The organism is Streptomyces sp. NPDC002701 (assembly GCF_042889045.1).
Taxonomy (GTDB): domain Bacteria; phylum Actinomycetota; class Actinomycetes; order Streptomycetales; family Streptomycetaceae; genus Streptomyces.
The window spans coordinates 144,604-170,928 of the sequence record NZ_JBIAQL010000007.1 but is presented as its reverse complement, the minus strand read 5'-3'; the positions used below and the strand labels follow the sequence as shown (position 1 = coordinate 170,928).

The following is a 26,325-nucleotide window of genomic DNA, read 5'->3' as shown; positions in this document are numbered from 1 at the left end:
CATCGCAGCGGGAGGGCCCGGAAGGGGGCGCGCGGCGTGAGCGCCAACAGCCGTATGAGTCTGGCCGTGCACATCCTGACCTGGCTGGCGTACAACTGCCGGGGGACCGGCAAGGAGGCCGCGACGTCCCAGCGCATCGCGGCCAGCGTGAACACGAACCCGGTGGTCATCCGCCGCTGCCTCGGGCAGCTCAAGGACGGCGGACTGGTGACGGTCACCCATGGCAGGAGCGGCGGCTGGAACCTCGCCCGCCCCGCGGCGGACATCACGCTCCTGGACGTCTACCGGTCGCTCCCCGACGAACCGGTCTTCGGGATGCCCGCCTCGGCCCCCGACCCGGAGTGCGACGTCGGTGCCGGCATCGAGTCCGCGCTGTCGGACGTCTACCGGGAGGCGACCGACGCCCTGTGCCGGTCGTTGCGCGAGACCACCCTCGCCGACATGCTGCGCAAGACCGTGCCGTCGTCCGGCGAACCCACCGGAGCCGCGCCACCTCCCCGGCGACCGGACCGGGCCCTCACCCGATGGTGACCACGCGCGCCCAGTGCGGCGGAGCGTCCGGGACGTAGTCGGGGTCCCCCGAGTCCCCACCATGGGCGGGCCGGGGAAACAGCCCGACGACCGTACGGCAGGGCGGTGCGGCGGAGGGCCAGGGCGTCTGGCCGTCCGTCAGGGCGACGATCACGTCCGGGCGCGGCCGGGAGCGGAGCGCCCGGGCGAAACCGGAGCGCAGGTCCGTGCCCCCGCCGCCGACCAGCTCGATCTGCTCGGCGCGGCAGAGCGGTACCGCGATCCCGGCCGCCGCGTCGCAGGAGATCACCGAGACCAGGTCGCGGCGACCGCCCACCGCCCGCGAGACCGCCGCCACCTCCAGCAGCGCGCCGCCCAGTTCGGCGTCGCTCACCGACCCGGAGGTGTCGATCACGACGCAGACCCTGGGCGGTGTACGCCGCAGGCTGGGCAGCAGCACCCCGGGGACACTCGCCGAGCGCCGGGACGGGCGCCGGTAGCTGTGGTTCTCGCCGGCGCCCGGCGCCCCCGCCGCCGAGCGGACCGCCGCCCCCAGCAACTGCCGCCACGGCTGCGGCGGATGGAACGCCTCGTCCGCCCACCGGCGCCAGCCCTCCGGGGCGTCGCCCGGCCGGCCCTTGATCGCCTCCGCGACCCGGAAGCGGACGGCGTCGCGCTGCTGCGGGGTCAGCCCGTGCGCGCCGTCGGGCCCCAGCTCCCACGGCCGGTGCTGCCCGTCGGCACCACTGCCGCAGTCCAGCCAGGCCAGATCGGCGGCGAGTCCGGACATGGACGCCCGGCGCAGGTACTCCTCCATCAGCAGCCCTTCGGGCAGCCGCAGCAGGGACGGAAGCACCGCCCCGGCAGGCCGCGGCAACCCGTCCCCGTAGATGTCGTCGTTGATCTCGAAGTCCGCCGCGATGTTCCGCCGCAGCCGCTCGCCCGGCCCGTCCTCCTCGTGCTGCCGCGCGTACCGCTCACCCCGCCCGTGGTGGTCCCGGAGCAGGTGGGAGACCTCGTGCACCCAGACGCCGGCCAGGTCCCCGACCGGGGTGCGCGCCACGAACGCGGGGGAGACGTAGCAGCGCCAGTGCGCGTCGACCGCCATCGTCGGCACCGACCGGTCCTCCACCACGTGCAGGGCGAAGAGCGCGCCGGCGAGGTAGGGACGTACCTTCACCGCGTGCAGCCGGGCGGCCAGCAACTTCTCCATGTCCAGCGGGAGTACGGGCCCAGGGACCGTCTCGCCGGAACCGGCCGGCGGCTGCGGCAGGGTGGCCCGCACCGGGCGCGGCGGCGCGAGCCGGGGCAGCGGGCGCGGGACCGGACGCGGCAGCGGGTGCGGCGCCCGGCGTTCCTGGGGCCCCGTCACGGGTGCACCCTGCCCGCACGCCTGGCGGCGGTCGCGGCCGTGACCCGCCCCACCGACCGGTCCGCCTGCCGGGCGAGACCGATCACCCCGGCCAGCCGCTCCATCGTCTCCGGCACCTCCCAGGCGTCGCGCCGCAGCGCGGCCAGCGCCGTCGCCGGGGCGACCAGCAGGTCCGCGGTACCGGTCTCCAGCGCCCGGACCAGCACGGCCCAGCCCGCCTCCCACCGCTCCCGCTCCGGACGGGCACCCACGGCGGCGACCACCGCCTCAAGCGTCGCCTGCCGCAGGTCACCGCGCTGCGGCAGGTCGGCCGCGGCCGGATCGGCGAGCAGCGACTCCGGGTCCGGCAGCTCCATCCGGTCCAGATGGGCGAGGAGCTCGAGTCCCGGCCCGTCGCCCACCGCGCCCCGTACGAGCAGGGCCAGCACCTCGCGCGAGACCTCGGCCGCCGTGCCGAAGGCCAGCAGCGTCAACGCGGCCTCCCAGCTCCGGGGCGAGGGCCAGGCACCGCCCCGCCGTGTCTCACTGTTCGGCAGCCGGTGGATCAGGGTGGGCCGGGCGGTCAGGAAACCGCAGACCGCGCGCCGGGCGAACGCCACCGCCTCCGGCAGCCGTTCCGGCATCAGCCGGGGCAGCTCCGCCCTCGGCCAGACACCGCCCAGCCCGCGCACCACCACCTCCTGGTCGTGCACCCAGTACAGGTGCACGAACCGGTTGGCCAGCGGCGGGCTCAGTTCCCAGCCGTCCGCCGCGGAAGCGCGCGGATTGGCGGCGGCCACGATCCGTACGCCCGGCGGCAGTTGCAGCGCACCCACCCGCCGCTCCAGGACGACCCGGAGCAGTGCGGCCTGGACGGCCGGGGTGGCGGTGGAGAGTTCGTCCAGGAAGAGCAGCCCGCGTCCCGCCCGGACGAGTTCCACGGCCCACTGCGGCGGCGCCATCGGCACCCCCTGCACCGCGGGGTCCTCGCCCACGATGGGCAGCCCCGAGAAGTCGGACGGCTCGTGGACGCTGGCGATCACGGTCGTGAGCGGCAGGCCGAGGGAGGCGGCGAGCTGTGTCAGGGCCGCGGTCTTGCCGATGCCCGGCTCACCCCAGAGCAGCACGGGCAGGTCCGCCGCCACGGCCAGGGTGAGCGCTTCGAGCTGCTCGTCGGGGCGTGGCTCGGTGGTGGTCGTCCGCAGGAGGGACAGCAGGTCGTCGGCGAGGGCGAGGTCCGCACCCGTTCCGGGCGCGCGAAGGGACACGGGCGGGGCTGCGGCCGGGGCCGAACTCGGGGCCGGGGTGGCGGACGGGAGCGTGCTGGTGGTCATGGGCATCACCTGTCAAGGAGGAGGGGGGAACGGCGGAACCGGTCCCGGAGGGCAGGGGAGATGGCGCGCAACGCGCCTTGCGGGAAGGAAAGAAGTCTCGGATCCCAGGAGGGCGGGAGCCCTCTGCGGATTCCGGGAAGGAAGGGATCCCGGCGGATCCCAGGAAGGCGAGGAGAGGGGGCGGATCGCCGGTCAGCAGGCCAGACCGGTGCGCGGCCGGGACCGGCTGCTCAGCTTGCGTCGTACCGGGACAGGTGTGAGGCGGTCGATCCGGGGACGACGGCTCGCCTTCGCGCGCCCCACGTCCGAGGTGTTCTCACCCTCGACCGTCCCCGCACCGATACCGGATCGCACGGTGCTCAGCCCCGAGCGGAAGAGGCCGTGGTCGACGCGGCGGGCCGTGGCCGACTCCAGTTCGTCGCGGAGCGGCCCGTCGCGCAGGACCGCGGCGGGACCGAGCAGTCCTTCGACCACGGCCAGCGCCCCGGTGACGTCCCCGTGCCGGAGCCGCTCCCGGACCGCGGGGAGCGCCTCCGGATCGCGGTGCACCGCGTCGATGGCGCGCAGGCAGGGCAGCGCGGGCCCGCCGAGTGCCACGAGCAGTTCCTCCCGCCGCAGTTGGGCGGGGTCGTGGTCGACCGCCGTCAGCACTCCGTCCCGCAGCGCGATCCGGTGGCTCTCGCCCCGGCACTCCACGCGGTGCGGATCACTTGACGCGGAGACAGGACCGGGCACCGGTGCCGGCCCGGCCACCTCCAGTGCGGCCCTCAGTGCCGCCGCCACGAGCGGATGCAGCCGCTCGGGCGGGACGAGTCCCGTCCGCAGCAGCTCCAGGTCCGCCAGGACCCGGGTCGCGGCCTCCGGCAGCACGGGGAGCGCCGCGATCTCCTGCGCCGGCAGTACGTCCTCGTCCAGTGGCCGCAGGGTGGGGACATGACGGTCGTCGGGGGCGACGAGTTCGAGCAGGGCGCGCCTGCGTGCGCCGAGCCGCACGGTGAAGGCCCCGCGGGAGAGGCCCTGCGCCCGCAGCAGCAACTCCGCCTCGACGGCCCAATTCCCCACGGCGAAGGGTGTGTTGTGGCAGGCGAGCCGTGCCACCCCGTCGGGCAGGACCGGTTCGGCGGGCCGGCCCGCCTCGCCCGGCGGGACAGGCTGGGGGATCACGGAGCTCTGGTCGGACGGTGTCAGGGCCGGCGCCCCCCGCGCACCGCACCGGGATGCCAGCTCGCCGCTCCGGTCGGCGTCCCACAGATGCCGGTGGAGGTCGAGCCGGAACCGCCGGTCGGGATGCGGATGCGGGTGGTGTCCGCGGACCGCGTCCCGCGGCCCCTCCCACAGGGCCAGGGACAAGTGCTGCCCCGCGTCCGCCCAGGCCGGTGGTGTCCGCACCACCAGGTGCAGCGGCGGACCGGCTGAACTCCCCTGACCGGTCCCGTAACGGGCCAGCGAGAGGGTGAGTCCGGGGCGGAGCCGTCCGTCCGGGGCGATCCGGGGCATGTGCCAGCGGAGCAGATCCGGCGCCAGCCGGCGCAGATCCGCCCGGAGCCGGGTGGTGACTTCGGTGCCGTGGCGCAGGCGCACGGCGCGGAGATCGAGATCGACGTAGACACGGGCGGCGGCGCAGGCCCCCGCCCAGTCACCGACGGCACGCCGTGCGGACGCCTTCTCGATCATGGACGGTGGCACGGCGTACGCACGTACGCGCTGCCACATCGACAGATGGGCCGGAATCGCGTTCGCGAAGTGAGGTGCCATCAGCACTCACCTTGCGCGAAAGATTCCCCCGTTCCGAAAGAGGAGAAGTTCTTCATCCCGCGCATCGTAACCACGCCGATGACGATCTGTCATGCCCCAAAAGGACAGCCCGGTCCGCCATGCCCGCGGACGGACACCCTCTCAGACGGACACCCTCCCCGGGACCGAGGACGGCCCCCATGACGGCTCGGTGCCACCGGGCCGCCCCACAGGGCACGACGGCCGAAAACATGTGCCGCTCGTGCCGAACCCGCAGCAGGCAATGGTCAATTCAAGCCGTTGTCTTGTCATATCCATGACAACCCAGTGTGCCCGGTGTCACTCTGCTGTCGAACGTTCACTCTTCATTCACGCGCCACCCCTCCCACTCACACATCCCCCGCATCCTCACGTCTCACGCGCCGCCGAGTCCTCCGGCGCCTTCGCGTGCCACCTCGTGCTGCGCTCCTTGCCGCTCCACCCCGTCGCGGACCCGCCCCACCCGGCCGGCCCGCCCACCGTCGGCCCCCACCAGGGGCCGGCCGTCGCAGGAGGAGAAGACCTTGTCCCGGCACCAACGCTCCGCCCGCCGCCGCAGACGCGCCGCAGTCCTGGCCCTCACGACCGCGAGCTCGCTGCTCGCCCTCGGAGTCCAGGGCGGACCCGTGTCCGCCGCGCCCGCCGACCCCGGCCCCTCGAAGATCGTCGCCACACCGCGCGCAGGGGCCGCCCAGCCCGCCCTGTCGCCCGCCGCGCGGACCGCGCTCATCAAGAGCGCCACCGCCGACTCCGGTGACACCGCGAAGGAACTCGGTCTCGGATCGCGGGAGAAACTCCTCGTCAAGGACGTCGTCAAGGACGCCGACGGCACGACGCACACCCGGTACGAGCGCACCTACGCGGGGCTCCCGGTCCTGGGCGGCGACCTCGTGCTGCACCGCAAGAACGGCCGGAGCACGACCACCAAGGGCACCCGCGCCACCCTCACGGTCCCGACCACCACGCCGAAGATCTCGGCCGCCCGGGCCGCCGACCGGGCGCTGGCGATCGGCAAGGCGGCCGACGTGGCCAAGTCCGAGGTCGAGGGCAAGCCCCGTCTCGTCGTCTGGGCCGCCTCGGGCAAGCCGGTCCTGGCCTGGGACACCGTCGTCGAGGGCTTCCAGGACGACGGCACCCCCAGCGAACTGCACGTCGTCACCGACGCCACCACCGGAAAGGTCGCCTCCCGGTACGAGGGCGTGCACACCGGTACGGGCACCGGCCAGTACAACGGCGAGGTGTCCGTCGGCAGCACGCCGTCCGGTTCGTCGTACCAGCTCGTCGACGGCGACCGCGCCGGCCAGCGGACGTACGACCTGAACCAGGGGACCTCCGGCACCGGCACACTGTTCACCGATGACAACGATGTCTGGGGTGACGGCACTCCGGGCAACCGGCAGACCGCCGGCGTGGACGTCGCCTTCGGCGCGGCGGCCACCTGGGACTACTACAAGGACGTGCACGGCCGCAACGGCATCCGCAACGACGGCGTCGCCGCCTACAGCCGCGCCCACTACGGCAACAACTACGTCAACGCCTTCTGGCAGGACTCCTGCTTCTGCATGACGTACGGCGACGGCTCAGGCAACGCCAAGCCGCTGACGTCGCTCGACGTGGCGGCCCACGAGATGAGCCACGGCGTCACCAGCGCCACCGCCAACCTGACGTACTCGGGGGAGTCGGGCGGCCTCAACGAGGCGACCTCGGACATCTTCGCCGCGGCGGTGGAGTTCGAGGCCGACCTGGCCGCGGACGTCCCCGACTACCTGGTCGGCGAGAAGATCGACATCAACGGCAACGGCACCCCGCTGCGGTACATGGACAAGCCCTCCAAGGACAACCGGTCCCGCGACTACTGGGACGCCTCGCTGGGCAGCATCGACGTCCACTACTCCTCGGGCCCGGCGAACCACTTCTTCTACCTGCTGTCCGAGGGCAGCGGAGCGAAGACCGTCAACGGGGTCGACTACGACAGCCCGACCGTCGACGGCGTGCCGGTGACGGGCATCGGCATCGAGAACGCGGCGAGCATCTGGTACCGCGCGCTGACGACGTACATGACCTCGTCGACCAACTACGCGGGTGCCAGGGTCGCCACCCTGCAGGCCGCGAGCGACCTCTTCGGGGCCTACAGCGACACCTACCTCGCCGTCGCCGCGGCCTGGGCCGGCATCAACGTGGGTGACCGCATCGCGGTGGGCGCCAACCTCGCCCCGATCGCCGACCAGACCTCGGGCGTCGGCCAGGAGGTGTCCCTGCAGATCGAGGCGTACACCACCAACGCGGACGCGACCCTGACCTACGAGGCCACCGGCCTGCCCGACGGGCTGACCCTCGGCGAGGGCGGACTGATATCCGGGATCCCGACCACCACCGGGACCGGCGAGGTGACCGTGAAGGTCACCGACAGCACGGGCTCCAGCGTGTCGGACACGTTCGAGTGGCGGGTGGCGTACATCTACGCCAACTCCACCCGCGTCGACATCCCCGACAACGGCGCCGCGGTCGAGTCACCCGTCACCATCACGGGCCGCCCGGGCAACGCCTCGGCGACCACGGAGGTGTACGTCGACATCGTCCACACCTACCGCGGAGACCTGACGGTCGACCTGGTGGGCCCCGACGGGACCGTGTACGTGCTGCTGAACCGCAGCGGGGGCGGAGCCGACAACGTGAACCAGACCTTCACGGTGGACGCCTCGGCCCAGCCCGTCGACGGCACCTGGAAGCTGCGGGTGCGTGACGTGGCGGCGATCGACGTGGGCTACATCAAGCAGTGGCGGATCACTCCCTGACCCGCTGACCCGCATTGCCGCCCGCCCGGACCGTGCCATGGTCCGGGCGGGCGGTGCCATGGCCGGGGCGGGCGGCGCGTGCGGACACGGCGCCCCGTCGTGCGGCACGGCGCCTCGTCGCGGAGCACGCCGCCCCCCGTCATGGTGTGCTCCGGCCTGCGAGGACCGCGCCGCCGGTACCGCGTCCGAGTCTCCTGGGGCGGGTGGGAGGATGGCCGGTATGGATATCCGCAGCAGGAACAATGTGACGGTCATAGGTCCGGAGGAAGCACCGGTGGTGGTGCTCGCCCACGGATTCGGCTGTGACCAGAACATGTGGCGGCTGACCGTGCCGGACCTGGCGAAGCAGTACCGGGTGGTGCTCTTCGACTACGTGGGTTCCGGCGGTTCGGACCTGTCGGCCTGGGACCAGGAGCGCTACTCCTCGCTCCAGGGCTATGCCCAGGACGTGGTGGACGTCCTCGAGGAACTGGATCTGCGGAAGGCGGTGTTCGTCGGGCACTCGGTCAGCGCGATGGTGGGTGTGCTGGCGGCACGGACGGCACCGGAGCGGATCGGCGCGCTCGTGATGGTGGCCCCCTCGCCCTGCTACGTCGACGACGACGGCTACCGGGGCGGCTTCACGGCGGAGGACATCGACGAGCTGCTGGACTCGCTGGAGTCGAACTATCTGGGCTGGTCCTCCACGATGGCCCCGGTGATCATGGGCAACCCGGAGCGGCCGGAGCTGGGGCAGGAGCTGACCAACAGTTTCTGCGCCACCGACCCGGACATCGCCCGGGTCTTCGCCCGCACCACGTTCCTGTCCGACAGCCGCGAGGACCTGAAGAGCGTGACGGTACCGACCCTGGTGCTGGAGTGCTCCCAGGACGTCATCGCGCCCCGCGAGGTCGGCGCGTACGTGCACGCCGCGATCCCCTCGTCCCGCCTGGTCACCCTGGACGCCACGGGGCACTGCCCGCAGCTGAGCGCGCCGGAGGCCACCAACGGGGCGATCCTCGACTTCCTGGCGGCGCGCCGGTGATGTGCCACCCCGGCGACGAGCCGGAGCCGATGGGGATCGGGGACGCCGCGGGCATGGACGCCGCGTTCACCGCACTGCTGGAGGACAGCGCCGAGGAACTGTACGAGGCGGCCCCCTGCGGGTACCTGTCGACGCTGATGGACGGCACCGTCGCGAAGGTGAACGCCACGCTGCTGAACTGGCTCGGCCTGCGGCGCGAAGACGTGGTGGGCAGGGTCCGCTTCGCCGACCTGCTCACCGTCGGTGGAAAGCTCTATCACGAGACACACTTCGCCCCACTGCTGCGCATGCAGGGGGAACTGCGCGGTATCGCGCTGGAGATGAAGGACGCCGACGGACGCCGTCTGCCGGTGATGGTCTCCTCCGCGATCAAGCACAGCAGCGAGGGCGAACCCCTGCTGATCCGCACGACCGTCTTCGACGCCTCCGACCGGCGGGCCTACGAGCAGGAACTCCTGCGCCGCCGCAAGGAGGCCGAGCGGGCACGCGCCGAGGCCGAACGCGCGCGAGCGGAGGCCGAGCGTGCGCGGGCGGAGGCGGAACGGGCACACCGGCGGGCCGAGGCCGACCGGGCACGGCTGGCGGACTCGCTCGCCGTGCTGCAGCAGTCCCTCGTCCCCACCTCGCTGCCCGCCGTGCCGGGCCTTGAGGCGGCCGTCTACTACCACACCGCGTCCCCCGACCGCCTGGGCGGCGACTTCTACGACCTGTTCGCCCTCGGCGACGGCCGGTGGGCCTTCTTCCTCGGGGACGTGTGCGGAAAGGGTCCCCAAGCGGCGTCCCTCACCTCCCTGACCCGCTACACCCTGCGGGCCGCGGCGCTCCACGACGCCGAGCCGGCCGTGGCCCTGACCACACTGAACTCCGTCCTGCACGAGCGGTACGCCGCGAGCGGTGACCCCCGCTACTGCACGGTCATCTTCGGTGTCGTGCAACCCGGCGCCGACCACGGGCACGTCACCGTGCGGCTCGCCTCCGGTGGTCACCCACCGGCGTTGATCATGCGGGCCGACGGTCACGCCGACTACCTCCGCACTCCCGGCGGGCTGCTCGTCGGTGCCCTGCCCGCCGTACCGTTCAGCACCGCGGAGACCACCCTCGCCCCCGGTGACACCCTCCTGCTCTACACCGACGGTCTCACCGAGGCCCGTACCGGCCCCACCCGCGAGAGCCTCTTCGGCGAGGACGCCCTGCACGCCTTCGCCAACGAGAACGCTCCCGCCACGTCCCACGAGACGATCGCCAGGCTGACCGGGCTGCTGGAGAGCTTCGGCGACGGCCTGGACGACGACACCGCCCTGCTCGCACTGGGCGTCCCAGCCCACCCGGCCACGGATCACGCATGACGAGCCCGTTGAACATCACCCGGAGCGACACCGCCGCCGGACCCGTACTGCACGTATCCGGCGATCTCGACTACGAGCACGCCGCCGGCCTGCGGGAGTGCCTCGAACGTCTCGTCCTGCACCCTGGTCAGAGCCTGCTCCTCGACCTGTCCCGGCTGGAGTTCTGCGACTCGACGGGCATCAGCGTGCTGCTGGCCGCCCGCCAGCGCGCCCAGGGCGCCGGTGCCGAGGCGGTCCTGGTCGACGTCCCCGCCGACACCCTGCGCATCCTGCGCATCGTCGGCCTGGACCAGGTCTTCACCTTCCGGTCCGACGACAGCGCGACCGCCTGAGTGCGACGGGCCCGGGCCCACGCCCGGGCCCGCGTCCTGGCCGCGCAGGAGAAGCGAGGAACGAAGAGCGAGGGACGGCCCCCTGGTGGGTGCCGTCCCTCGCCCGTGATGGCGTATCGCGCAGTCACGCGATCGGGTCACCTGGGGTCGTCAGGGTGCCCAGGGTGCATCGACGGCCCAGGTGGTGTCCTCCGTGAACGAGGAGGGGTTGTCCCAGGCGTGGGCGCCGCCCGGGGTGGCCAGCCACAACTCGGCGTTGTAGTGCCGCAGATACTGCTCGGGGAAGTTCGACGCGGACAGCCGTACGCCGCCGCCCGCGCCGCGCACGGCACAGAAGGTCGCGTCGGCATGGAACACGGCCCCGCTGCCGGACTCCTTGTAGACGCGGAAGTCGCGGTGCCGCAGGTACTGACCGGGGTAGTTGCGGGACTCGAAGGAGTAGCAGGCGCTGTTGGCGAGGCCCGGCACGACCTTCCAGGTGGCGTCGCTCTTGAGCAGACCGGCGCTGTTCGCGTCGACCACGTCGGTGTAGGCCGCCCCGTCCCGGTGCCGCAGATAGCGGTTCGTGTGGCCGGGGGTGGTCACCCTGAGGGACCTGAACTGACCGGCCGGCAGGGTGACCGGGGTGACCGGAGCCCGTGAGGTGTCGATGAGCGCGCGGTTGGCGGCCTGGACACGGGCGGTGTCCACCTTCACGACCTGGCGGTCATAGGTGAGGAGGCCGTTCGCCTCGTTCTCGACGTCGGTGATCTCCGTGTAGACGGACGCCGAGAGACCGGCCGGCATCCGCACCTCGCGCAGGGCGTCGAGGAGACCGATGAAGCGGTTGTTCAGATGGGCCTGGCTGGGCTGGTCCTCGTAACTGAAGCCGCCGCCCGGATACCACTCGTGGCCGGCGACCTTGTACCCCAGGCCGCCGTACTCGCCGAGGACCGCGGCGCGGGTGGCGCTGGGCACGGTGGTCCCGGGACCGACATAGACATGGTGGTCGATGACGTCGCCGTTGCCGCCGTCGACCGCGCCGCAGCAGTTGATGCCGCTCATGTTGTTCACCAGCCGCGAGGGGTCGTACGCCTTCACCCGGTCGGCGATGCGGGCCTGGTCGTACTGCCCCCAGCCCTCGTTCTGGTTGACCCACATGACCACGGACGGTGAGCTGCGGTGCTGGTCGATGATGCGGTCGTACTCGGCCTCCCACTGCGTCCGGGCGGCGGCGTCCGGGGTGCGGGTGTCCATCGACGGCATGTCCTGCCAGACGAGGAGCCCGAGCCGGTCCGCCCAGTAGAACCATCGCTGCGGCTCGACCTTGATGTGCTTGCGCACCATGTTGAAGCCGAGGTCCTTGTGCTTCTGCAGGTCGTACTTGAGCGCGTCGTCGCTCGGCGCGGTGTAGATGCCGTCCGGCCAGTAGCCCTGGTCGAGGGTGCCGGTCTGGAAGACGAACTTGCCGTTGAGGACGGGGCGCAGGACGCCGTCGACCCGGGCGATGCCCACGGAGCGCATACCGGTGTAGCTGCCCACGGAGTCGACCACGGCCGAACCGGAGAGCAGGTCCGCCCGCACGTCGTACAGGAACGGGTCCTCGGGCGTCCACAGGCGCGGGTTCGGTATCGGCACCGTGATCGTGCCGCCGACCGCGCCGGTCGCGCTGCCCACCGTGGTCGAGCCCGAGGACACGGTCACCCTGGCGCTCTGCCCGGAGATGCCGCTGCCCCTGACGGTGACCTTCAGGGTGTTGTTCGTGAGGTCGGGCACCATGTCCAGCCGGGTGATGTGCGCCGGGGCCGTCGGCTCCAGCCACACCGTCTGCCATATGCCGGAGGCGGCGGTGTAGAAGATGCCGCCCCCCGGATGCGGCGTCACGTCGTTGATGCGCTGCTTGCCGACCGCCTGGCCGCCCGTCTGGGTGGGGTCCCACACGGACACGACGACCGTGTTGGTACCACCGTTGAGCAGGCCGGTGATGTCGTACGAGAAGGAGTCGTAACCGCCGCTGTGCGTGCCGCCGGCCTGCGTGCCGTTGACCCAGACGGTCGTACGCCAGTCGCTGGCACCGAAGTTGAGCTGGACGCGGCGGCCGTTCCAGTTCGCCGGGACCGTGAACGTGCGCTTGTACCAGAGCTTGTCGTTCTGGGTGATCTTGCGCTGGATGCCGGAGAGCGCGGACTCGGCGACGAAGGGCACCCGGATCTGCTCGGAGAACGAGGAGGGCTGGCCCGCGTCCGCCGAGGTGACCGCGAAGTCCCAGATGCCGTTGAGATTGGCCCAGTCGGGACGGGTGAGCTGGGGGCGGGGATACTCCGGCAGCGGATTGTCGACCGGGACCTGGTTCGTCCACGGGGTGGTCATGGGGGAGGGCTTGGGGGTCCACGCGGCCGGAGCGGCCTGGACGGTGCCCGTGGCGGTCAGGGCGGCCGTGCACACCAGCGCGAGGGTGACGAGCGCGGTGGTGATCCGCCTCGCCCGCCGTCTCGGCCAAGCCGCCCAGGGGCGTGGCACCGGGGTTCTGCGCATCGTGACTCCTTGGAACGTCGGGGAACGTCGGGGGAACGTCGTGGGTGCGGGCAAGGACGCGCACGTACGGAGAGGGCCGGCCGAGGGACGCCGCCGACCGGAGGGCGGGAAGGCTGGCGGCTGGCCGCCTCGGGCTGTACAACGTTGGAAAGGACGGTAGTTGGCATGACAGCACGGCGAGGAACGTCTGTACAGGTACATGACAAAATCGATGTGACGACGCGATCGATGTGACGAGCGATCGATGTGACGGCATGGGTGGGGGTGGCGTCGGCGCCGGTGGTGCTGAGTCGTAGTCGATGGCGCCGCATGCTGCCGTACGGCACCGCATGGCACCGTCCGGCGCCGCGTGGCTCCGGTTGGCGCCACTCGGTGCCATTTCATGTCTTCGGAGCGGCTCGGCCGCTTTCGCCGACGCAGGCGCGGCGGGTGCTCCCGTGCTGTTCTCGCAGTTCAGGGCAGTCATCGCGTATCCACGGCACGCGAGGTGTCGGCGCACCTTGCGTGTGGCGCCATTGTGGTGCCATGATGACGCCATGGACCTCACTCCGTATGTCGACATCCTTCGCCGCGAACTCGCGGTGGCCGCCGAGGCCGGTGGTGACGAGGCCCGCGCGCTCGCGGAGCGGCTCACCGCCCCGTTGGAGTCGGCCACCCGGCTGACCATGCTCAACGTGCTGTCCGCCGCGATGGACGAGGTCACCCGTGAACTCGCCCCCGGCTCCGTCGACGTGCGGCTGCGCGGGCTCGACCCCGACTTCGTGGTGACACTGCCGCCCACCGAGGGTGGCGCCCCCGCGGAGCCGGTCGCGCCGGCCGAACCGCTCAGGACAGCGGTACCGGCCGACGGCGACGAGGGTGGCACCGCCCGCGTCAACCTGCGCCTGCCGTCCCACCTCAAGGTCCGCGCCGAAGGGGCCGCGACCCACGAGGGTCTGTCGGTCAACGCGTGGCTGGTCCGTGTCGTGTCGGCCGCGGTCGAAGGCGGGTCCCCGCCGCGTACGACGGAGAAGACCCAGAGCATCGGACGGAGCATCACCGGCTGGGTGCGTTGACCCCTGTCGTCCGGGAACGCACCGGCAACACCCGGTCGCCCCTGCCCCTGCCCGCACCACTCCACACCCACCGCGTCCCACCAGCGGGGACGGCCCCAGGACCCATGAGGACGGGACAGCCATGCCTTCTTTCGACACTCCCGAACCGATCGCGGCCACGGCGCACGTGCAGGCCGGTTCCATCCGGTTCACCGCGGGCGACCGCGCCGACACCGTCGTCGAGGTGCGGCCACGCGACCCGAAAAAGGATCTGGACGTGCGGACCGCGGACCAGACCGATGTCACGTACGCGAACGGCGCGCTGACCGTCAGGACGCCCAAGGCGAATCTGCTGGGCCGCACCGGTACCGTCGATGTGACGGTCGAACTGCCCACGCGTTCACGCGTCGACGTGACCGGCTCCTGGGCCCAGGTGCTCGGTGAGGGCCGGCTCGGTGAGGTCCGGGTGAAGACCTCGTCCGGCGACGTCCGTCTCGACACCACCGGTCCACTGCAACTGACCGCGTCGCACGGCTCGATCACCGTGGACCGGGTCGAGGGCATGGCCGAGATCACCACCAGCTCCGGCAGCCTGCGCATCGGTCTCGTCGACGGCCCCGCCGTCCTCAAGAACTCGCACGGCACCACGACCGTCGGCGCCGCGACCGGTGAACTGCGCGTGCGCGGAGCCAACGGCGACATCGATATCCGGCGCGCCGAGGACTCGGTCACCGCCACCACCGCCCACGGCGCCCTGCACGTGGACGAAGTGGCGCGAGGCACCGTCCAGTTGGAGACCTCCTACGGCGCCATCGAGGTCGGAGTCCGCAAGGGCACGGCCGCCTGGCTCGACATCAGCTCGAACTTCGGCCAGGTGCGCAACACGCTCGCCTCGTCCGAGCCCCCGGAGGTGACCGAGGACAGCGTCAGGATCCGAGCCCGTACCCGGCACGGCAACATCGACGTCCGCCGCGCCAGGACCTGACCCCGGACGCACCTCTCAGCTCGCTCACCTGCCACTCATCCACCTGTCACGTACTCCTCGGCCCCTCACTCCTCGGCCATTCACTCGATCCCCCGCATGGGAGGGTTACATGTCGTCTTCTGTCATGCTCACATCCAAACAGGGTGACGGTCCCGCGTCACCGGCCGCCATCTCCGCCGTCGGTCTGCGCAAGTCGTACAGGGACAAGGTCGTCCTCGACGGCGTCGACCTGCGTATCCCGGCCGGGTCCGTCTTCGCGCTGCTCGGTCCGAACGGCGCCGGCAAGACCACCGCCGTCAAGATCCTCTCCACCCTCGTCACCGCCGACGCCGGCACCGTCCGGGTCGGCGGCCACGACCTCGCCACCGACCCACAGGCCGTGCGCGCCGCCATCGGTGTCACCGGCCAGTTCTCCGCCGTCGACGGCCTGATCACCGGCGAGGAGAACATGCTCCTCATGGCCGACCTGCACCACCTGTCCAAAACGGAGGGACGGCGGGTCACCGCCGAACTCCTGGAACGCTTCGACCTGAGCGACGCCGCGAAGAAGCCCGCCCAGAGCTACTCCGGCGGCATGAAGCGCCGCCTCGACATCGCCATGACCCTCGTCGGCGACCCGCGCATCATCTTCCTCGACGAGCCCACCACCGGCCTCGACCCCCGCAGCCGCCACACCATGTGGCAGATCATCCGCGAACTCGTCACCGGCGGCGTCACCGTCTTCCTCACCACCCAGTACCTCGAAGAGGCCGACCAGCTCGCCGACCGCATCGCCGTCCTCAACAACGGCACGATCGCCGCCGAAGGCACCGCCGAAGAACTGAAACGGCTCATCCCCGGCGGACACGTACGGCTCCGCTTCTCCGACCCCGACGCCTACCGGTCCGCCACCCTCGCCCTGCACGAAAGCACGCGGGACGACGACTCCCTCGCCCTGCAGATCCCCTCGGACGGCAGCCAGCGCGAACTGCGTTCCCTCCTCGACTGGCTGGACGCCACCGGCATCGAGGCCGACGAACTGACCGTGCACACCCCCGACCTCGACGACGTCTTCTTCGCCCTGACCGCCGGCGCCGACACGCCCGGCCGACCCAGCCCCTCCAGCCGGCCCGACCAGTCCGAGGAGAACGTCCGATGAGCTCCGTCTCCCTCGCCGTGCGCGACGCGAACACCATGCTGCGCCGCAACCTCCTGCACGCCCGGCGCTACCCGTCCCTCACCCTGAACCTGCTGCTCACGCCGGTCATGCTGTTGCTGCTCTTCGTCTACATCTTCGGGGACGCGATGAGTGCCGGCATCGGGGACGGCGGGGCGGACCGGGCCGCCTACGTCGCGTATCTGGTCCCCGGCATCCTGCTGATGACCATCGGCGGCACCGTGGTGGGCACCGCGGTCTCCGTCTCCATGGACATGGCCGAGGGCATCGTCGCCCGCTTCCGCACGATGGCCATCCACCGCGGTTCGGTGCTCTTCGGGCATGTCGTCGGCAGCGTCCTGCAGTGCGTCATGAGCGTGCTGCTCGTCGGGGCCGTGGGGGTGGCCATCGGCTTCCGGTCCACGGATGCCACCGTCCTGGAGTGGCTCGCCGCGTTCGGGCTGCTCGTGCTGTTCGCCCTGGCCCTCACCTGGATCGCGGTCGGGATGGGCCTGGTCAGCCCGAACGCCGAGGCGGCCAGCAACAACGCCCTGCCGCTGATCTTCCTGCCGCTCATCTCCAGCGCCTTCGTCCCGGTCGACGCGATGCCGGGCTGGTTCCGGCCCGTCGCCGAGTACCAGCCCTTCACCCCGGCCATCGAGACCCTGCGCGGGCTGCTCCTCGGCAGCGAGATCGGCCACAACGGGTGGCTGGCCGTGGGATGGTGCCTGGCCCTGGCCGTGCTCGGCTACGTCTGGTCCACGTCGCTGTTCCACCGCGACCTGACGTAGCGGGCAGGCGGCGGCGGGTGGCGACCGGTGGCCTGCTCACCTGCCGGCCAGGCCCATATGGGTCTCGCCGTAGCGGTCGCCGTGGACGCCCGGACGGCCTGCTGCGGCATCCGGATCCGCCCGCTCGTCCGCGGACAGAGCCACGTGTGTGGCAGCGGCGTTCTCCTCGACCTGCTCGATACGGCGGGTGCCGGGGATCGGCACGATCGACGGGTGCTGGGCGAGCAGCCAGGCCGGCGCGACCTGACCCGGGCCGGCGTTCTTCGCCCCTGCCAGGGCCTCGACGTGGTCCACAGCGAGTATTCGCTCTGCACCGCGGTCACCGGGTGGACCGCGTGTGCCCGCCGGATCGCCGCCGCCGCTTCGGACAGCCCGAAGTGCCGCACCCTCCCGGCCCGCGCCAGCTCCCCGACGGTGCCCGCCACGTCTTCGATCGGCACGTCGGGGCCCACCCGCCGCCGCTTCCGCCGGGCCGACGCCTCATTCGCGTGTTCGAATAATAGTTCGATAATGTGAGTGAGGTGGAGGTGGTTGCCATGGCGGCGGAAGAGGAGGCAGGGATGGCGAGCGCGAGTGTGATGCATGTGCGCTGCCCGGACCGGTTGCCGGAGGACACCTTCCGGCAGGTCCTGGAAGAGCTCGCGGAGCTGTCCCCGGTCGTCCAGGCGCTGCCCCCGTCCGCGGCGCTGGTCGAGCTGAGGGGTGCTCTGCGGTACCACGGCAGCGACGCCCGTCGGCTGGGGGAGGTGCTGCGCGTGCGGACCATCTCGCGCCTCGGCGTCGACGTACGGGTCGGGATCGGGCCGACCATCACGGTCGCGGCCACCGCCTCAGGGCAGGTCGACGCCCCCGGCGGCATCCTCGCCGTCGATCCCGACCGGGTCGGCGACTGGCTCGGACCACTGCCCGTCGAGGCCCTGCACGGCATCGGCCCGAAACAGGCGGCGGCGCTGCGCGACTACGGCGTGCACAGTGTCGGCTTGCTCGCCGCAGTTCCGCCCGCCACCGTGCAGCGTCTGCTGGGCGGTCGCGCCGGACGGACCGCCGCGGAACGGGCTCGCGGGATCGACCCCCGGCCCGTCGCCCCGCGCGCCCTGCCCGCCTCCGCGGCCGTGCGCCACGCGTTCGCCGACCACACCCTGGACGGCGCGGTGGTCCGTGCGGCCCTGCTCGACCTGGTCGTGCGGCTCGGTCTCCGGCTGCGCCGGCACGGTCAGGTGGCGCGCGGCCTGACGCTGACCCTGCGGTTCGCAGGCGGCACCGCATGGGAGAAGACGCGCCGCATGCCGGAGGCATCCGCCCACGACGACGACCTGCGCACCACGGCCTACCGGCTGATCGACGCCGCGGGCCTGCAGCGCGGCCGCCTGACCGGCCTCGTTCTCAAGGGCGAGGATCTCGTCGACGCGGACCGCGTGGCCGAGCAGATCAGCCTCGACCGGGCCCGCGAGGACCGCCTGGCCGCCGAGGCCGTCAGCGACCGCATCCGCGACAAGTTCGGACCGGGCGTGATCGGCCCCGCCGCCGCACTCCTGCGCGTCTCCTGACCATCGGCTCCCACCGCACAACGCCCACGGGCGGGACGCACCCCGGCAGAGAGCCACGCGAGCAGAACGCATCCGGACAGAACGCCCCTGAGCGGCACCCACGCGTACGCACTGCGACGACACTACGACGATTCGCGCACCACGAGTTCGGTGGGCAGGACCACGTGCTGACGCGGCTCCTCCGGGTTGCCGATCTCCTCCAGGAGGATGTGGGCGATCATGTTGCCGATCTCCTCCACGGGCTGGCGCACGCTGGTGAGGGACGGGTTGGTGTGCCGGGCGATGATGGAGTCGTCGAACCCGACCACCGCCACATCGCCGGGGACACTGCGACCCTGTCTGCGCAACTCCACCAGTGCCCCCGCCGCCATGACGTCCGAGGCGACGAACACGGCGTCCAGCGAGGGGACTTGTTCAAGGAGTGAACGCATCGCGGCCTCTCCGCCCTCCTCGGTGAAGTCACCCGAGGCCACGAGGTGGTCCGCCGCGTCGCGGTCCGCCTTCTCGAGGGCCTCGCGCCACCCCTGGAGCCGGCTGTGCGACACGTCCATGTCGATGGGTCCGGTGATCGTGGCGATGGTGCGCCGCCCGCGCGCGAGCAGGTGCTCGACGGCCGTCGTGGCTCCGCCCGTGTTGTCGGAGTGCACGTGGCTGAGCGACTCGGCGGGGGAGCGGCGCCCGGCCAGTACCGTCGGCAGTCCCATGTCCTCCAGCAGGCCCGGCAGCGGGTCGTGTTCGTGCACCGAGACCAGGAGCACTCCGTCGACGCGTCGTTCCGCCACCGACGCGGTGAGCTGGTCCCGCTCGGCCTGGTCGCGTACGAGCACGAGCTGGAGCTGCATGCGGGTCGTCGCCAGCGCGGTGCTGACCCCGCGGATCACCGCGGAGAAGTAGGGCTCGGAGCCCAGCCGGCTCTCCGACTCGGGGATCACCAGGGCGACGGAGTTCGTGCGGCTCGTCACGAGTCCGCGGGCGACCGAGTTCGGCACGTAGTTCAGCTCGGCGATGGCGGCGAGCACGGCGGTCCTGGCCTTCTCGCTGACCAGCTCCGACCCGTTGATGACTCGTGAAACCGTGGTCCGTCCGACACCGGCGCGCGCGGCCACGGTCTTGATGGTCGGGCGCTGCCTGCCCCCCATGACGCCTCCTCGCCTGTGCGGTGCCCCGACGGCTGCCACCTGCGCATTGTGCCAGACCTCCGCGGAGCGTCCGCAGCGGCCGAGTGCGCGGGCGCGACCCCGTCCGGCACCGGGACGTGACATCTTCCGGCAACGAAGTCGTTTCAACTTCTTGACAGGACCCTTTCGCGGCGGTCAGGCTTCGGGCCTCTGAATGGGTACGTTCCCATCATCATTTGGGAACGTACCCAACAGACAAATCGTGACCTACGGAGCGGACCGTGGGGGCTCGAACTCCGGTGCGTCAGCGCCGCCGCTAGGAGGACGAAATGGGCAAGGCCCGAAGGAAGTTGCGCACACGAGCCGTGGCCGTCGTATCGGCCGTGTCGGCTCTCGGCCTGGTCGTGGGCTGCGGAGGCAGTGACGACGGCGGGACCGGCGGGGGGAAGAAGGACGGCAAGACCACCATCACCATGGGGCTCTTCGGCGTCATGGGCTTCAAGGAGACCGGTCTGCTCGACAAGTACATGAAGGAGCACCCGGACATCGTCATCAAGGCGGACGTCGCGGGCGACGAGCAGACCTACTACACCGCCCTGCAGACCCACCTGGCCGCCGGCAGCGGGCTGAAGGACATCCAGGGCATAGAGATCGGCAGGGCCAAGGAGCTGTCCGACACGCAGAAGGACAAGTTCGTCGATCTGTCCGGCGCGGCCGGGACCGACCACTTCCTTCCGTGGAAGCAGAACCAGGTCACCACCTCGGACAAGAAGGTCATCGGCCTCGGCACCGACATCGGCCCGATGGCGGTCTGTTACCGCAAGGACCTGTTCGAGCAGGCAGGTCTGCCCACCGACCGCGAGGAGGTCGCCAAGCTGTGGGAGGGCGACTGGTCGAAGTACGTCGCCGCGGGCAAGCGGTTCAAGCAGAACTCCAAGGCCGACAAGGTGGCCTACATGGACAGCTCCAGCGGGCTGTTCAACGCCATGATCTACGGCAACTCCCAGCAGTTCTACGACAAGCAGGGCGAGCTCATCTACGAGACCAACCCTGTGGTGAAGGACGCGTGGAAGCTGGCCTCCGAAGCCGCCACGTCCGATCTGACCGCCAAGCTCCGCCAGTTCCAGCCCGGCTGGGACCCCGGCCTGGCCAACAGCACCTTCGCCACCACCGTCTGCCCGGCGTGGATGCTCGCGCACATCAGTGAGAAGGCGGGGCCGAAGAACAAGGGCAAGTGGGACGTCGCCAAGGCGCCCCAGGGTGCCAACTGGGGCGGATCGTTCCTCGGTGTGATGGAGAAGAGCCCGGTCAAGAAGGAGGCGCAGGAGCTCGTCGCCTGGCTGACCGCTCCCGAGCAGCAGGCGTTCCTCTTCAAGGAGATCGGCAACTTCCCGTCGTCGCAGACCGCGCTGGAGACGCCCGAGGTGGTGGACGCCAAGTCCGACTACTTCAGCGGCGCACCCATCGGACAGATCTTCGGGGCCGCGGCCAAGGAGATTCCCGACGAGCAGGTCCTCGGCCGTAAGGACGGCACGATCAAGGACATCTTCTCGCAGGGTCTGACCTTGATCGAGGCGCAGAACAAGAGCCCGAACGAGGCGTGGAAGACCACGGACAAGCGCATCGAGAAGGCCGCCGGCTGACCTGGGCCCCGTCGCCCTCCTCCGCGGCAGCCCGGCGGCCCCGCACACCGCCCGTGCGGGGCCGCCGGGCCCCTGCCCGCCCCTCCCACCCTCCAGGAAGGACCCCTTCCGGTGGCCATCTCCACCTCGACACCCCCCAGCGGCGGCCCCGGCCCCGCCCCGTCGGACGGGACCGGTACCGGCGCGGAGCGCCGGCGCCGCAGCGCGCTGCTGCACCGTCTCGACGTGCGCGGCGCCCCCTACGCCTTCGTCGCCCCGTTCTTCGTCGTCTTCGCCGCCTTCAGCTTCTACCCGCTGATCTACACCTCGTGGATCTCTCTGCACCGCGTCGAGCTGTCGACCCTGAACCTCATGGAGTGGGTCGGGTTCGACAACTACACGGCTCTGTGGGAGGACGAGCGCTTCTGGAACGCGCTGCTCAACACGTTCACCATCGGTGTCCTGTCGACCGTGCCGCAGCTGCTGATGGCGCTCGGCCTCGCGCACCTGCTCAACTACCAGCTGCGCGGCTCGACGTTCTTCCGCGTCGCCGCCCTGACGCCCTACGCCACGTCGGTGGGTGCCGCGGCCCTGGTGTTCACGATGCTCTTCGAGCGCGACTTCGGCATGATCAACTGGATGCTGAGCCTGGTCGGCGTGGAGAACATCGACTGGGAGAACAACAAGTGGGCCGCGCAGACGGCCATCTCGACGATCGTCATCTGGCGCTGGACCGGCTACAACGCCCTGCTGTACCTCGCGGCGATGCAGGCGATCCCGCGCGATCGTTACGAGGCCGCGGCCATCGACGGCGCCTCGCGGTGGCAGCAGTTCCTGAAGGTCACCGTTCCGGGCATCCGCTCCACCATCGTGTTCACCATCGTCCTGTCCACGATCGGCGCCACCCAGCTCTTCGGTGAGCCCCTGATCTTCGGCCAGGGCCCGAACGGCATCACCGGGGGAGCGGACAACCAGTACCAGACGCTGGGACTGCTGCTGTACGAGGAGGGCTGGAAGAACTACCAGATGGGCCGGGCCGCCACGGTCGCCTGGGCCATGTTCCTGCTGCTCATCGTCGTGTTCGTCGTCCAACAAGTCGTCAAGCGCGTCCTGGCGCGCCGGGCCTGACCGGGAGATCCCCATGACCACAGACAGCATCCCGGTCCGGACCGAGGACGCCGGTCCCGAGGCCGCGCACACGGCACGCAAGAGCCCGCCGCCCGGCAAGCGCAGCAAGCAGCTGTTCCGGCACCCCGGTGCCGGCCGCCAGCACCACGCCGGCCCCGTGGCCTACATCCTGCTGGGGATCGCCGCGCTGTTCTCGCTGTTCCCGCTGTACTGGACGATGGTGGCGGCGTCGAGCGACAACACGCGGGTCACCCAGACGCCTCCCCCGTTCCTGCCGGGGCCGCACCTGCTGGACAACCTCGGCAAGGCATGGCAGGACGCCGCGCTGGGCAAGGCGATGCTCAACAGCCTGATCGTGGCCGGCGTGATCGCGCTGTCCACCGTGCTGTTCGCGACCCTCGCCGGCTTCGCCTTCGCGAAACTCCGCTTCAAGGGACGCAACATCCTGCTCATGCTGGTGATCGGCACGATGATGGTGCCGCCGCAGCTCGGTGTCGTCCCGCTGTTCATGATGATGACGGAACTGGGCTGGGGCCAGAAGCTGCCCGCCGTCATCTTCCCCACGCTCGTCAGCGCCGTCGGCGTGTTCTTCATGCGGCAGTACCTGAGCGAGGCGCTGCCCGACGAACTCGTCGAGGCCGGACGGGTGGACGGCGCGCATTCCCTGCGCATCTTCTGGAGCATCGTGCTGCCGATCGCCCGCCCGCCGATGGCCGTACTGTTCATGATCACTTTCGTGCACGCCTGGAACGACTTCTTCTGGCCGTTCATCGTGCTCGACATGACCAATCCGACGGTCCCCGTCGCGCTCACCCAGCTCAGCGCGGGATACGTACGCGACCAGTCGCTGATCATGGCGGGCGCACTGCTCGGCACGCTGCCCCTGCTCGTCATGTTCATCGTCTTCGGCCGTCAGATCGTCGGCGGCATCATGCAGGGAGCGGTCAAGGGATGAGTGGCCCGCCGGCCTCCGTCTGCCGCGGCCCTCCGACGTCCGCCGCCTCTTCACCTCGCCTCCCCGCCCCGCAGTACCTCTGGAAGGACTCTCGTGACCACCGTTACCCGACGTGTCGCGCCCGCCCCGGAAAACACCACCGCCGTCCGGTTCCCGCAGGGTTTCACCTGGGGCACGGCGACCGCCGCCTACCAGATCGAGGGGGCCGCCGCCGCGGACGGACGCACCCCTTCGATCTGGGACACCTACTCGCACACGCCCGGCAGGGTGCGCAACGGCGACACCGGTGACGTGGCCACCGACCACTACCACCGCTGGCGCGAGGACGTCGCGATCATGGCCGACCTCGGCGTGAGCGCGTACCGCTTCTCCCTGTCGTGGCCGCGGGTGCAGCCGACCGGCCGCGGCCCGGCCGTCCAGAAGGGGCTCGACTTCTACCGGGCCCTGGCCGACGCCCTGCTGGAGAAGGGCATCGAACCGGTCGTCACGCTCTACCACTGGGACCTGCCGCAGCATCTGGAGGACGCGGGCGGCTGGCCGGAGCGCGGCACCGCCGACCGGTTCGCCGACTACGCCACCCTGGCGGCCCGGGCGCTGGGGGACCGGGTGAAGACCTGGATCACCCTCAACGAGCCCTGGTGCAGCGCCTTCCTCGGTTACGGTTCCGGTGTGCACGCCCCCGGGCGCACCGACCCGGTCGCGGCCCTGCGCGCGGCCCATCACCTCAACCTCGCCCACGGTAAGGCCGTTCAGGCGCTGCGTGCCGAACTGCCCGCCCGCGCGCAGGCGTCCGTCACCCTGAACATCCACCACGTCCGCGCGCTGACCGAGGCCGCCGAGGACCTGGACGCGGCCCGCCGGATCGACGCCCTGGCCAACCGCGTCTTCACCGGCCCGATGCTGGAGGGCCGGTACCCGCAGGATCTCCTCCAGGACACGGCAGGGCTCACCGACTGGTCCTTCGTGCAGGACGGCGACCTCGCCACGATCCACCAGCCGCTGGACTTCCTGGGCGTCAACTACTACACGCCCACCGTCGTCTCCGCCACCGACGGCGAGGCGAGCCACGGCTCCGACGGCCACGGGGTGAGCGAGCACACCCCCTGGCCCGGCGCCGACGAGGTGGCCTTCCACCGCCCCGCGGGCAGTACCACCGCGATGGGCTGGGCGGTCGACCCCAGCGGTCTGTACGACCTGCTGATGCGGCTCAAGGCGGACTTCCCCGCGATGCCCCTGATGATCACCGAGAACGGGGCCGCGTTCGACGACTACGTCAACCCGGAGGGCGAGGTGGCCGATCCCGAGCGCATCGCCTACCTCCACGGCCACCTGTCGGCCGTTCAGCGGGCGATCCGTGCCGGCGCCGACGTGCGGGGCTACTTCCTGTGGTCGCTGCTGGACAACTTCGAGTGGGGCTACGGCTACAGCAAGCGCTTCGGCGCCGTCTACGTCGACTACCCGACGGGCCGGCGCATCCCCAAGGCCAGCGCGCGGTGGTACGCCGACGTGGCCCGTACCGGCACGCTGCCGGACGGGGGCGCCGAGAACCGGTGAGTCCGGCCCGGCCCGGCAGGTCGTGGGTCCGGGTGCCCGCGACGCGCCGGCCGGGACCGGGCGGCCGGCGGCCGCTTCAGGGTGCGCGCAGGCCGTCGATGATCACGGTGAGCAGGCGCCGGCTGCGGTCCGGGCCGACGGGGCCGCCGTCCGCCCTCCAGAGGCAGGTCCCCAGGAGCAGGATCTCGTCGGCTTCGGCGTCCGGTCGCACCTGCCGCGCCTCCTTTCCCGCCCGGAGCAGCAGGTCCAGCGCGGCGACGACCGGCGGGTGGTGGCGGCCCGCGCGGGTGGCGGCGTCCACGGCCTGGGCCGCTCCGCGGGTGCTGCGGCCGTCCGCGGCGACCTGCTCGAACCAGAGCCGGAGCGCTTCCAGGGGGCCGTGCTCGTCCAGCAGGCGCGCGGCGCGTGCGACCAGTGCGTCCAGTTCCTCCTCGTAGACGGCCAGCAGCAGGGCCTCACGGTGCGGGAAGTGGCGGTACATCGTCCCCTGGCCGACGCCGGCCGCCTTCGCGATCGCCTGGAGGCTCACCGCGGGTTCGGCGGTGAAGGCGGCACGCGCGGTCTCGATGATGCGGGCGCGGTTCTCCTGGGCGTCCGATCGCGGGGCACGTCGAGGAGATCGCATCCGATGCCTTCCGTTCCGGTCCCGCGGTATGCCGGCCGGGCGCGTCCGCGCACGCCGCGGCCGTCACCGCAGGGGTGACGCGGAACCGCGCCGCCGACGCCGCCATTCTTGTGCACTTGTTGGTCGGCTGACAAGTTTGTTGATAGGGTCCGTCCCATGACCACCGTTCGCCGCACCCAGAAGCAGCGCCGTGACGAAGCCGAGGCCGCGCTGCTGGCCGCCGCCGCCGAGCTGGTCGACGAACAGGGAGCGGGGGCGCTGACGCTGGCCCGCGTGGGGGAGCGCGCCGGTTACAGCCGAGGGCTCGTGACCCACTACTTCGGCTCCAAGCGGGCCCTCGTCGAACGCCTGGCGCGCGCGGCCCAGGCCGGCTTCGTGCCCGGCCTCGACGGCCTGCCGCCCGGACTGGACCGTCTCCTGCGCCTGATCGACGGGTACATCGGGGAACTGGGCCGCATGGGCGTGCCGAACAGGGTCTTCCTCAAACTGTGGACCGAGGCCGCGACACCGTCGGACCTGACCCCGATCTTCCGCGAGCGCGACGAGGCGTTCCTCGCGGACCTGCGGGAAGACCTCGCCGCCGGTATCGCCGACGGCACGATCCGCGACGACGTGGCACCCGACCCGACCGCGCTCGCCATCGTCGCGCAGCTCCGCGGAGTCGGCATGCAGCGACTGGTCGACCCCGGGCGCGTCGACACGGAGGTGCTGCGGACGCACGTCACCGGACACTGGCGCCGGGCGCTGGCACGCACCTGAACCGTCGTGTGGCCATGCCGACTGTGCCGGCTTCGCATCACCGGGCCGCCGACGGGTACGCGGGCGTGAGCCAAGATCGCTCCTGCGGTGCTG

The 26,325-nt window shown here is 71.4% G+C and carries 22 protein-coding genes and 1 pseudogene; 15 read left to right on the top strand and 8 right to left on the bottom strand.

The window, feature by feature from the left end:
• The first annotated feature begins 36 nt into the window (after positions 1–36).
• Positions 37–531: an Rrf2 family transcriptional regulator gene (locus ACFYXC_RS21185; protein WP_389553619.1), complete on the top strand. Its 495-nt coding sequence runs from the start codon at positions 37–39 to the stop codon at positions 529–531.
• Here ACFYXC_RS21185 and ACFYXC_RS21180 read toward each other — a convergent pair.
• The 3 genes from ACFYXC_RS21180 to ACFYXC_RS21170 all read right to left on the bottom strand — a co-directional run bounded on the left by ACFYXC_RS21180 (position 518) and on the right by ACFYXC_RS21170 (position 4,950).
• Positions 518–1,723 (bottom strand): VWA-like domain-containing protein, encoded by a 1,206-nt coding sequence (locus tag ACFYXC_RS21180; protein WP_389553742.1) that lies wholly within the window; start codon positions 1,721–1,723, stop codon positions 518–520. The genes ACFYXC_RS21185 and ACFYXC_RS21180 overlap by 14 nt on opposite strands.
• 155 nt (positions 1,724–1,878) lie before the next feature.
• Positions 1,879–3,195, bottom strand: a complete 1,317-nt coding sequence (locus tag ACFYXC_RS21175; protein WP_389553618.1) for an AAA family ATPase — start codon at positions 3,193–3,195, stop codon at positions 1,879–1,881.
• Between the two features lie 192 nt (positions 3,196–3,387).
• Positions 3,388–4,950 (bottom strand): hypothetical protein, encoded by a 1,563-nt coding sequence (locus ACFYXC_RS21170; RefSeq protein WP_389553617.1) that lies wholly within the window; start codon positions 4,948–4,950, stop codon positions 3,388–3,390.
• A gap of 542 nt (positions 4,951–5,492) precedes the next feature.
• Between ACFYXC_RS21170 and ACFYXC_RS21165 the strand changes: the two genes are divergently transcribed.
• The 4 genes from ACFYXC_RS21165 (at position 5,493) to ACFYXC_RS21150 (ending at position 10,465) form a co-directional block, all read left to right on the top strand.
• Positions 5,493–7,763 (top strand): M4 family metallopeptidase, encoded by a 2,271-nt coding sequence (locus tag ACFYXC_RS21165; RefSeq protein WP_389553616.1) that lies wholly within the window; start codon positions 5,493–5,495, stop codon positions 7,761–7,763.
• A 220-nt stretch (positions 7,764–7,983) separates the two neighbouring features.
• Entirely contained in the window at positions 7,984–8,787 is an 804-nt protein-coding gene (locus ACFYXC_RS21160; protein ID WP_389553615.1) for an alpha/beta fold hydrolase, read from the top strand.
• Positions 8,787–10,133 (top strand): PP2C family protein-serine/threonine phosphatase, encoded by a 1,347-nt coding sequence (locus tag ACFYXC_RS21155; protein ID WP_389553741.1) that lies wholly within the window; start codon positions 8,787–8,789, stop codon positions 10,131–10,133. The genes ACFYXC_RS21160 and ACFYXC_RS21155 overlap by 1 nt, the downstream gene beginning before the upstream one ends.
• Positions 10,130–10,465: an STAS domain-containing protein gene (locus ACFYXC_RS21150; RefSeq protein WP_388906331.1), complete on the top strand. Its 336-nt coding sequence runs from the start codon at positions 10,130–10,132 to the stop codon at positions 10,463–10,465. Before ACFYXC_RS21155 ends, ACFYXC_RS21150 begins: the two co-directional genes overlap by 4 nt.
• Before the next feature lie 150 nt (positions 10,466–10,615).
• On the opposite strand, the gene ACFYXC_RS21145 is transcribed toward ACFYXC_RS21150, so the two are convergent.
• On the bottom strand, positions 10,616–12,979 hold the full coding sequence (locus tag ACFYXC_RS21145; protein WP_389553614.1) for an AbfB domain-containing protein: 2,364 nt from the start codon (positions 12,977–12,979) through the stop codon (positions 10,616–10,618).
• Positions 12,980–13,515: 536 nt separating this feature from the next.
• On the opposite strand from ACFYXC_RS21145, the gene ACFYXC_RS21140 reads away from it, so the two are divergent.
• The 4 genes from ACFYXC_RS21140 (at position 13,516) to ACFYXC_RS21125 (ending at position 16,924) form a co-directional block, all read left to right on the top strand.
• Entirely contained in the window at positions 13,516–14,034 is a 519-nt protein-coding gene (locus tag ACFYXC_RS21140) for a hypothetical protein (protein ID WP_389553613.1), read from the top strand.
• 121 nt (positions 14,035–14,155) lie between these two features.
• On the top strand, positions 14,156–14,998 hold the full coding sequence (locus tag ACFYXC_RS21135) for a DUF4097 domain-containing protein (protein ID WP_389553612.1): 843 nt from the start codon (positions 14,156–14,158) through the stop codon (positions 14,996–14,998).
• A 109-nt stretch (positions 14,999–15,107) separates the two neighbouring features.
• Complete coding sequence (locus ACFYXC_RS21130; RefSeq protein ID WP_389553611.1) at positions 15,108–16,136, top strand: ATP-binding cassette domain-containing protein; 1,029 nt, start codon at positions 15,108–15,110, stop codon at positions 16,134–16,136.
• Positions 16,133–16,924, top strand: coding sequence for an ABC transporter permease (locus ACFYXC_RS21125; RefSeq protein WP_389553610.1), 792 nt, complete (start codon positions 16,133–16,135; stop codon positions 16,922–16,924). Before ACFYXC_RS21130 ends, ACFYXC_RS21125 begins: the two co-directional genes overlap by 4 nt.
• 36 nt (positions 16,925–16,960) lie before the next feature.
• Here ACFYXC_RS21125 and ACFYXC_RS21120 read toward each other — a convergent pair whose 3' ends face one another.
• Positions 16,961–17,218 (bottom strand): aldo/keto reductase, encoded by a 258-nt coding sequence (locus ACFYXC_RS21120; protein ID WP_389553609.1) that lies wholly within the window; start codon positions 17,216–17,218, stop codon positions 16,961–16,963.
• Between the two features lie 75 nt (positions 17,219–17,293).
• Positions 17,294–17,508, bottom strand: a pseudogene (locus ACFYXC_RS21115) (hypothetical protein); the annotation flags it as partial.
• On the opposite strand from ACFYXC_RS21115, the gene ACFYXC_RS21110 reads away from it, so the two are divergent.
• Positions 17,485–18,471 carry a hypothetical protein gene (locus ACFYXC_RS21110; RefSeq protein WP_389553608.1) on the top strand — a complete coding sequence of 329 codons (987 nt, stop codon included), beginning with the start codon at positions 17,485–17,487 and terminating at the stop codon, positions 18,469–18,471. The pseudogene ACFYXC_RS21115 and the gene ACFYXC_RS21110 overlap by 24 nt on opposite strands.
• Positions 18,472–18,593: 122 nt before the next feature.
• Here the strand turns inward: ACFYXC_RS21110 and ACFYXC_RS21105 are convergent, their stop codons facing one another.
• The gene (locus ACFYXC_RS21105; RefSeq protein ID WP_388919112.1) at positions 18,594–19,610 is read right to left on the bottom strand and encodes a LacI family DNA-binding transcriptional regulator; all 1,017 of its coding nucleotides are present in this window, start codon (positions 19,608–19,610) and stop codon (positions 18,594–18,596) included.
• A gap of 308 nt (positions 19,611–19,918) precedes the next feature.
• Here ACFYXC_RS21105 and ACFYXC_RS21100 point away from each other — a divergent pair, with 308 nt between their 5' ends.
• From ACFYXC_RS21100 to ACFYXC_RS21085, 4 genes are all read left to right on the top strand, one after another.
• The gene (locus ACFYXC_RS21100; RefSeq protein ID WP_389553607.1) at positions 19,919–21,232 is read left to right on the top strand and encodes an extracellular solute-binding protein; all 1,314 of its coding nucleotides are present in this window, start codon (positions 19,919–19,921) and stop codon (positions 21,230–21,232) included.
• Positions 21,233–21,343: 111 nt separating this feature from the next.
• Positions 21,344–22,339, top strand: coding sequence for a carbohydrate ABC transporter permease (locus ACFYXC_RS21095; RefSeq protein WP_389553606.1), 996 nt, complete (start codon positions 21,344–21,346; stop codon positions 22,337–22,339).
• Positions 22,340–22,352: 13 nt separating this feature from the next.
• Positions 22,353–23,294: a carbohydrate ABC transporter permease gene (locus tag ACFYXC_RS21090; protein ID WP_389553605.1), complete on the top strand. Its 942-nt coding sequence runs from the start codon at positions 22,353–22,355 to the stop codon at positions 23,292–23,294.
• Between the two features lie 93 nt (positions 23,295–23,387).
• The gene (locus ACFYXC_RS21085) at positions 23,388–24,848 is read left to right on the top strand and encodes a GH1 family beta-glucosidase (RefSeq protein WP_388919124.1); all 1,461 of its coding nucleotides are present in this window, start codon (positions 23,388–23,390) and stop codon (positions 24,846–24,848) included.
• A gap of 76 nt (positions 24,849–24,924) precedes the next feature.
• Here the strand turns inward: ACFYXC_RS21085 and ACFYXC_RS21080 are convergent, their stop codons facing one another.
• Entirely contained in the window at positions 24,925–25,473 is a 549-nt protein-coding gene (locus ACFYXC_RS21080; protein ID WP_389553604.1) for a TetR/AcrR family transcriptional regulator, read from the bottom strand.
• A gap of 156 nt (positions 25,474–25,629) precedes the next feature.
• On the opposite strand from ACFYXC_RS21080, the gene ACFYXC_RS21075 reads away from it, so the two are divergent.
• Entirely contained in the window at positions 25,630–26,232 is a 603-nt protein-coding gene (locus tag ACFYXC_RS21075; protein WP_389553603.1) for a TetR/AcrR family transcriptional regulator, read from the top strand.
• The last annotated feature ends 93 nt before the right edge of the window (positions 26,233–26,325 follow it).

Bases quoted from the DNA above. Each gene is read 5' to 3' on its own strand.
- ACFYXC_RS21110 (WP_389553608.1), top strand. From the start codon at position 17,485: ATGGCGAGCGCGAGTGTGATGCATGTGCGCTGCCCGGACCGGTTGCCG.
- ACFYXC_RS21150 (WP_388906331.1), top strand. From the start codon at position 10,130: ATGACGAGCCCGTTGAACATCACCCGGAGCGACACCGCCGCCGGACCC.
- ACFYXC_RS21175 (WP_389553618.1), bottom strand. From the start codon at position 3,195: ATGACCACCAGCACGCTCCCGTCCGCCACCCCGGCCCCGAGTTCGGCC.
- ACFYXC_RS21135 (WP_389553612.1), top strand. From the start codon at position 14,156: ATGCCTTCTTTCGACACTCCCGAACCGATCGCGGCCACGGCGCACGTG.
- ACFYXC_RS21180 (WP_389553742.1), bottom strand. From the start codon at position 1,723: ATGGAGAAGTTGCTGGCCGCCCGGCTGCACGCGGTGAAGGTACGTCCC.
- ACFYXC_RS21145 (WP_389553614.1), bottom strand. From the start codon at position 12,979: ATGCGCAGAACCCCGGTGCCACGCCCCTGGGCGGCTTGGCCGAGACGG.
- ACFYXC_RS21140 (WP_389553613.1), top strand. From the start codon at position 13,516: ATGGACCTCACTCCGTATGTCGACATCCTTCGCCGCGAACTCGCGGTG.
- ACFYXC_RS21170 (WP_389553617.1), bottom strand. From the start codon at position 4,950: ATGGCACCTCACTTCGCGAACGCGATTCCGGCCCATCTGTCGATGTGG.
- ACFYXC_RS21155 (WP_389553741.1), top strand. From the start codon at position 8,787: ATGTGCCACCCCGGCGACGAGCCGGAGCCGATGGGGATCGGGGACGCC.
- ACFYXC_RS21125 (WP_389553610.1), top strand. From the start codon at position 16,133: ATGAGCTCCGTCTCCCTCGCCGTGCGCGACGCGAACACCATGCTGCGC.
- ACFYXC_RS21075 (WP_389553603.1), top strand. From the start codon at position 25,630: ATGACCACCGTTCGCCGCACCCAGAAGCAGCGCCGTGACGAAGCCGAG.
- ACFYXC_RS21100 (WP_389553607.1), top strand. From the start codon at position 19,919: ATGGGCAAGGCCCGAAGGAAGTTGCGCACACGAGCCGTGGCCGTCGTA.
- ACFYXC_RS21105 (WP_388919112.1), bottom strand. From the start codon at position 19,610: ATGGGGGGCAGGCAGCGCCCGACCATCAAGACCGTGGCCGCGCGCGCC.
- ACFYXC_RS21090 (WP_389553605.1), top strand. From the start codon at position 22,353: ATGACCACAGACAGCATCCCGGTCCGGACCGAGGACGCCGGTCCCGAG.
- ACFYXC_RS21080 (WP_389553604.1), bottom strand. From the start codon at position 25,473: ATGCGATCTCCTCGACGTGCCCCGCGATCGGACGCCCAGGAGAACCGC.
- ACFYXC_RS21130 (WP_389553611.1), top strand. From the start codon at position 15,108: ATGTCGTCTTCTGTCATGCTCACATCCAAACAGGGTGACGGTCCCGCG.
- ACFYXC_RS21160 (WP_389553615.1), top strand. From the start codon at position 7,984: ATGGATATCCGCAGCAGGAACAATGTGACGGTCATAGGTCCGGAGGAA.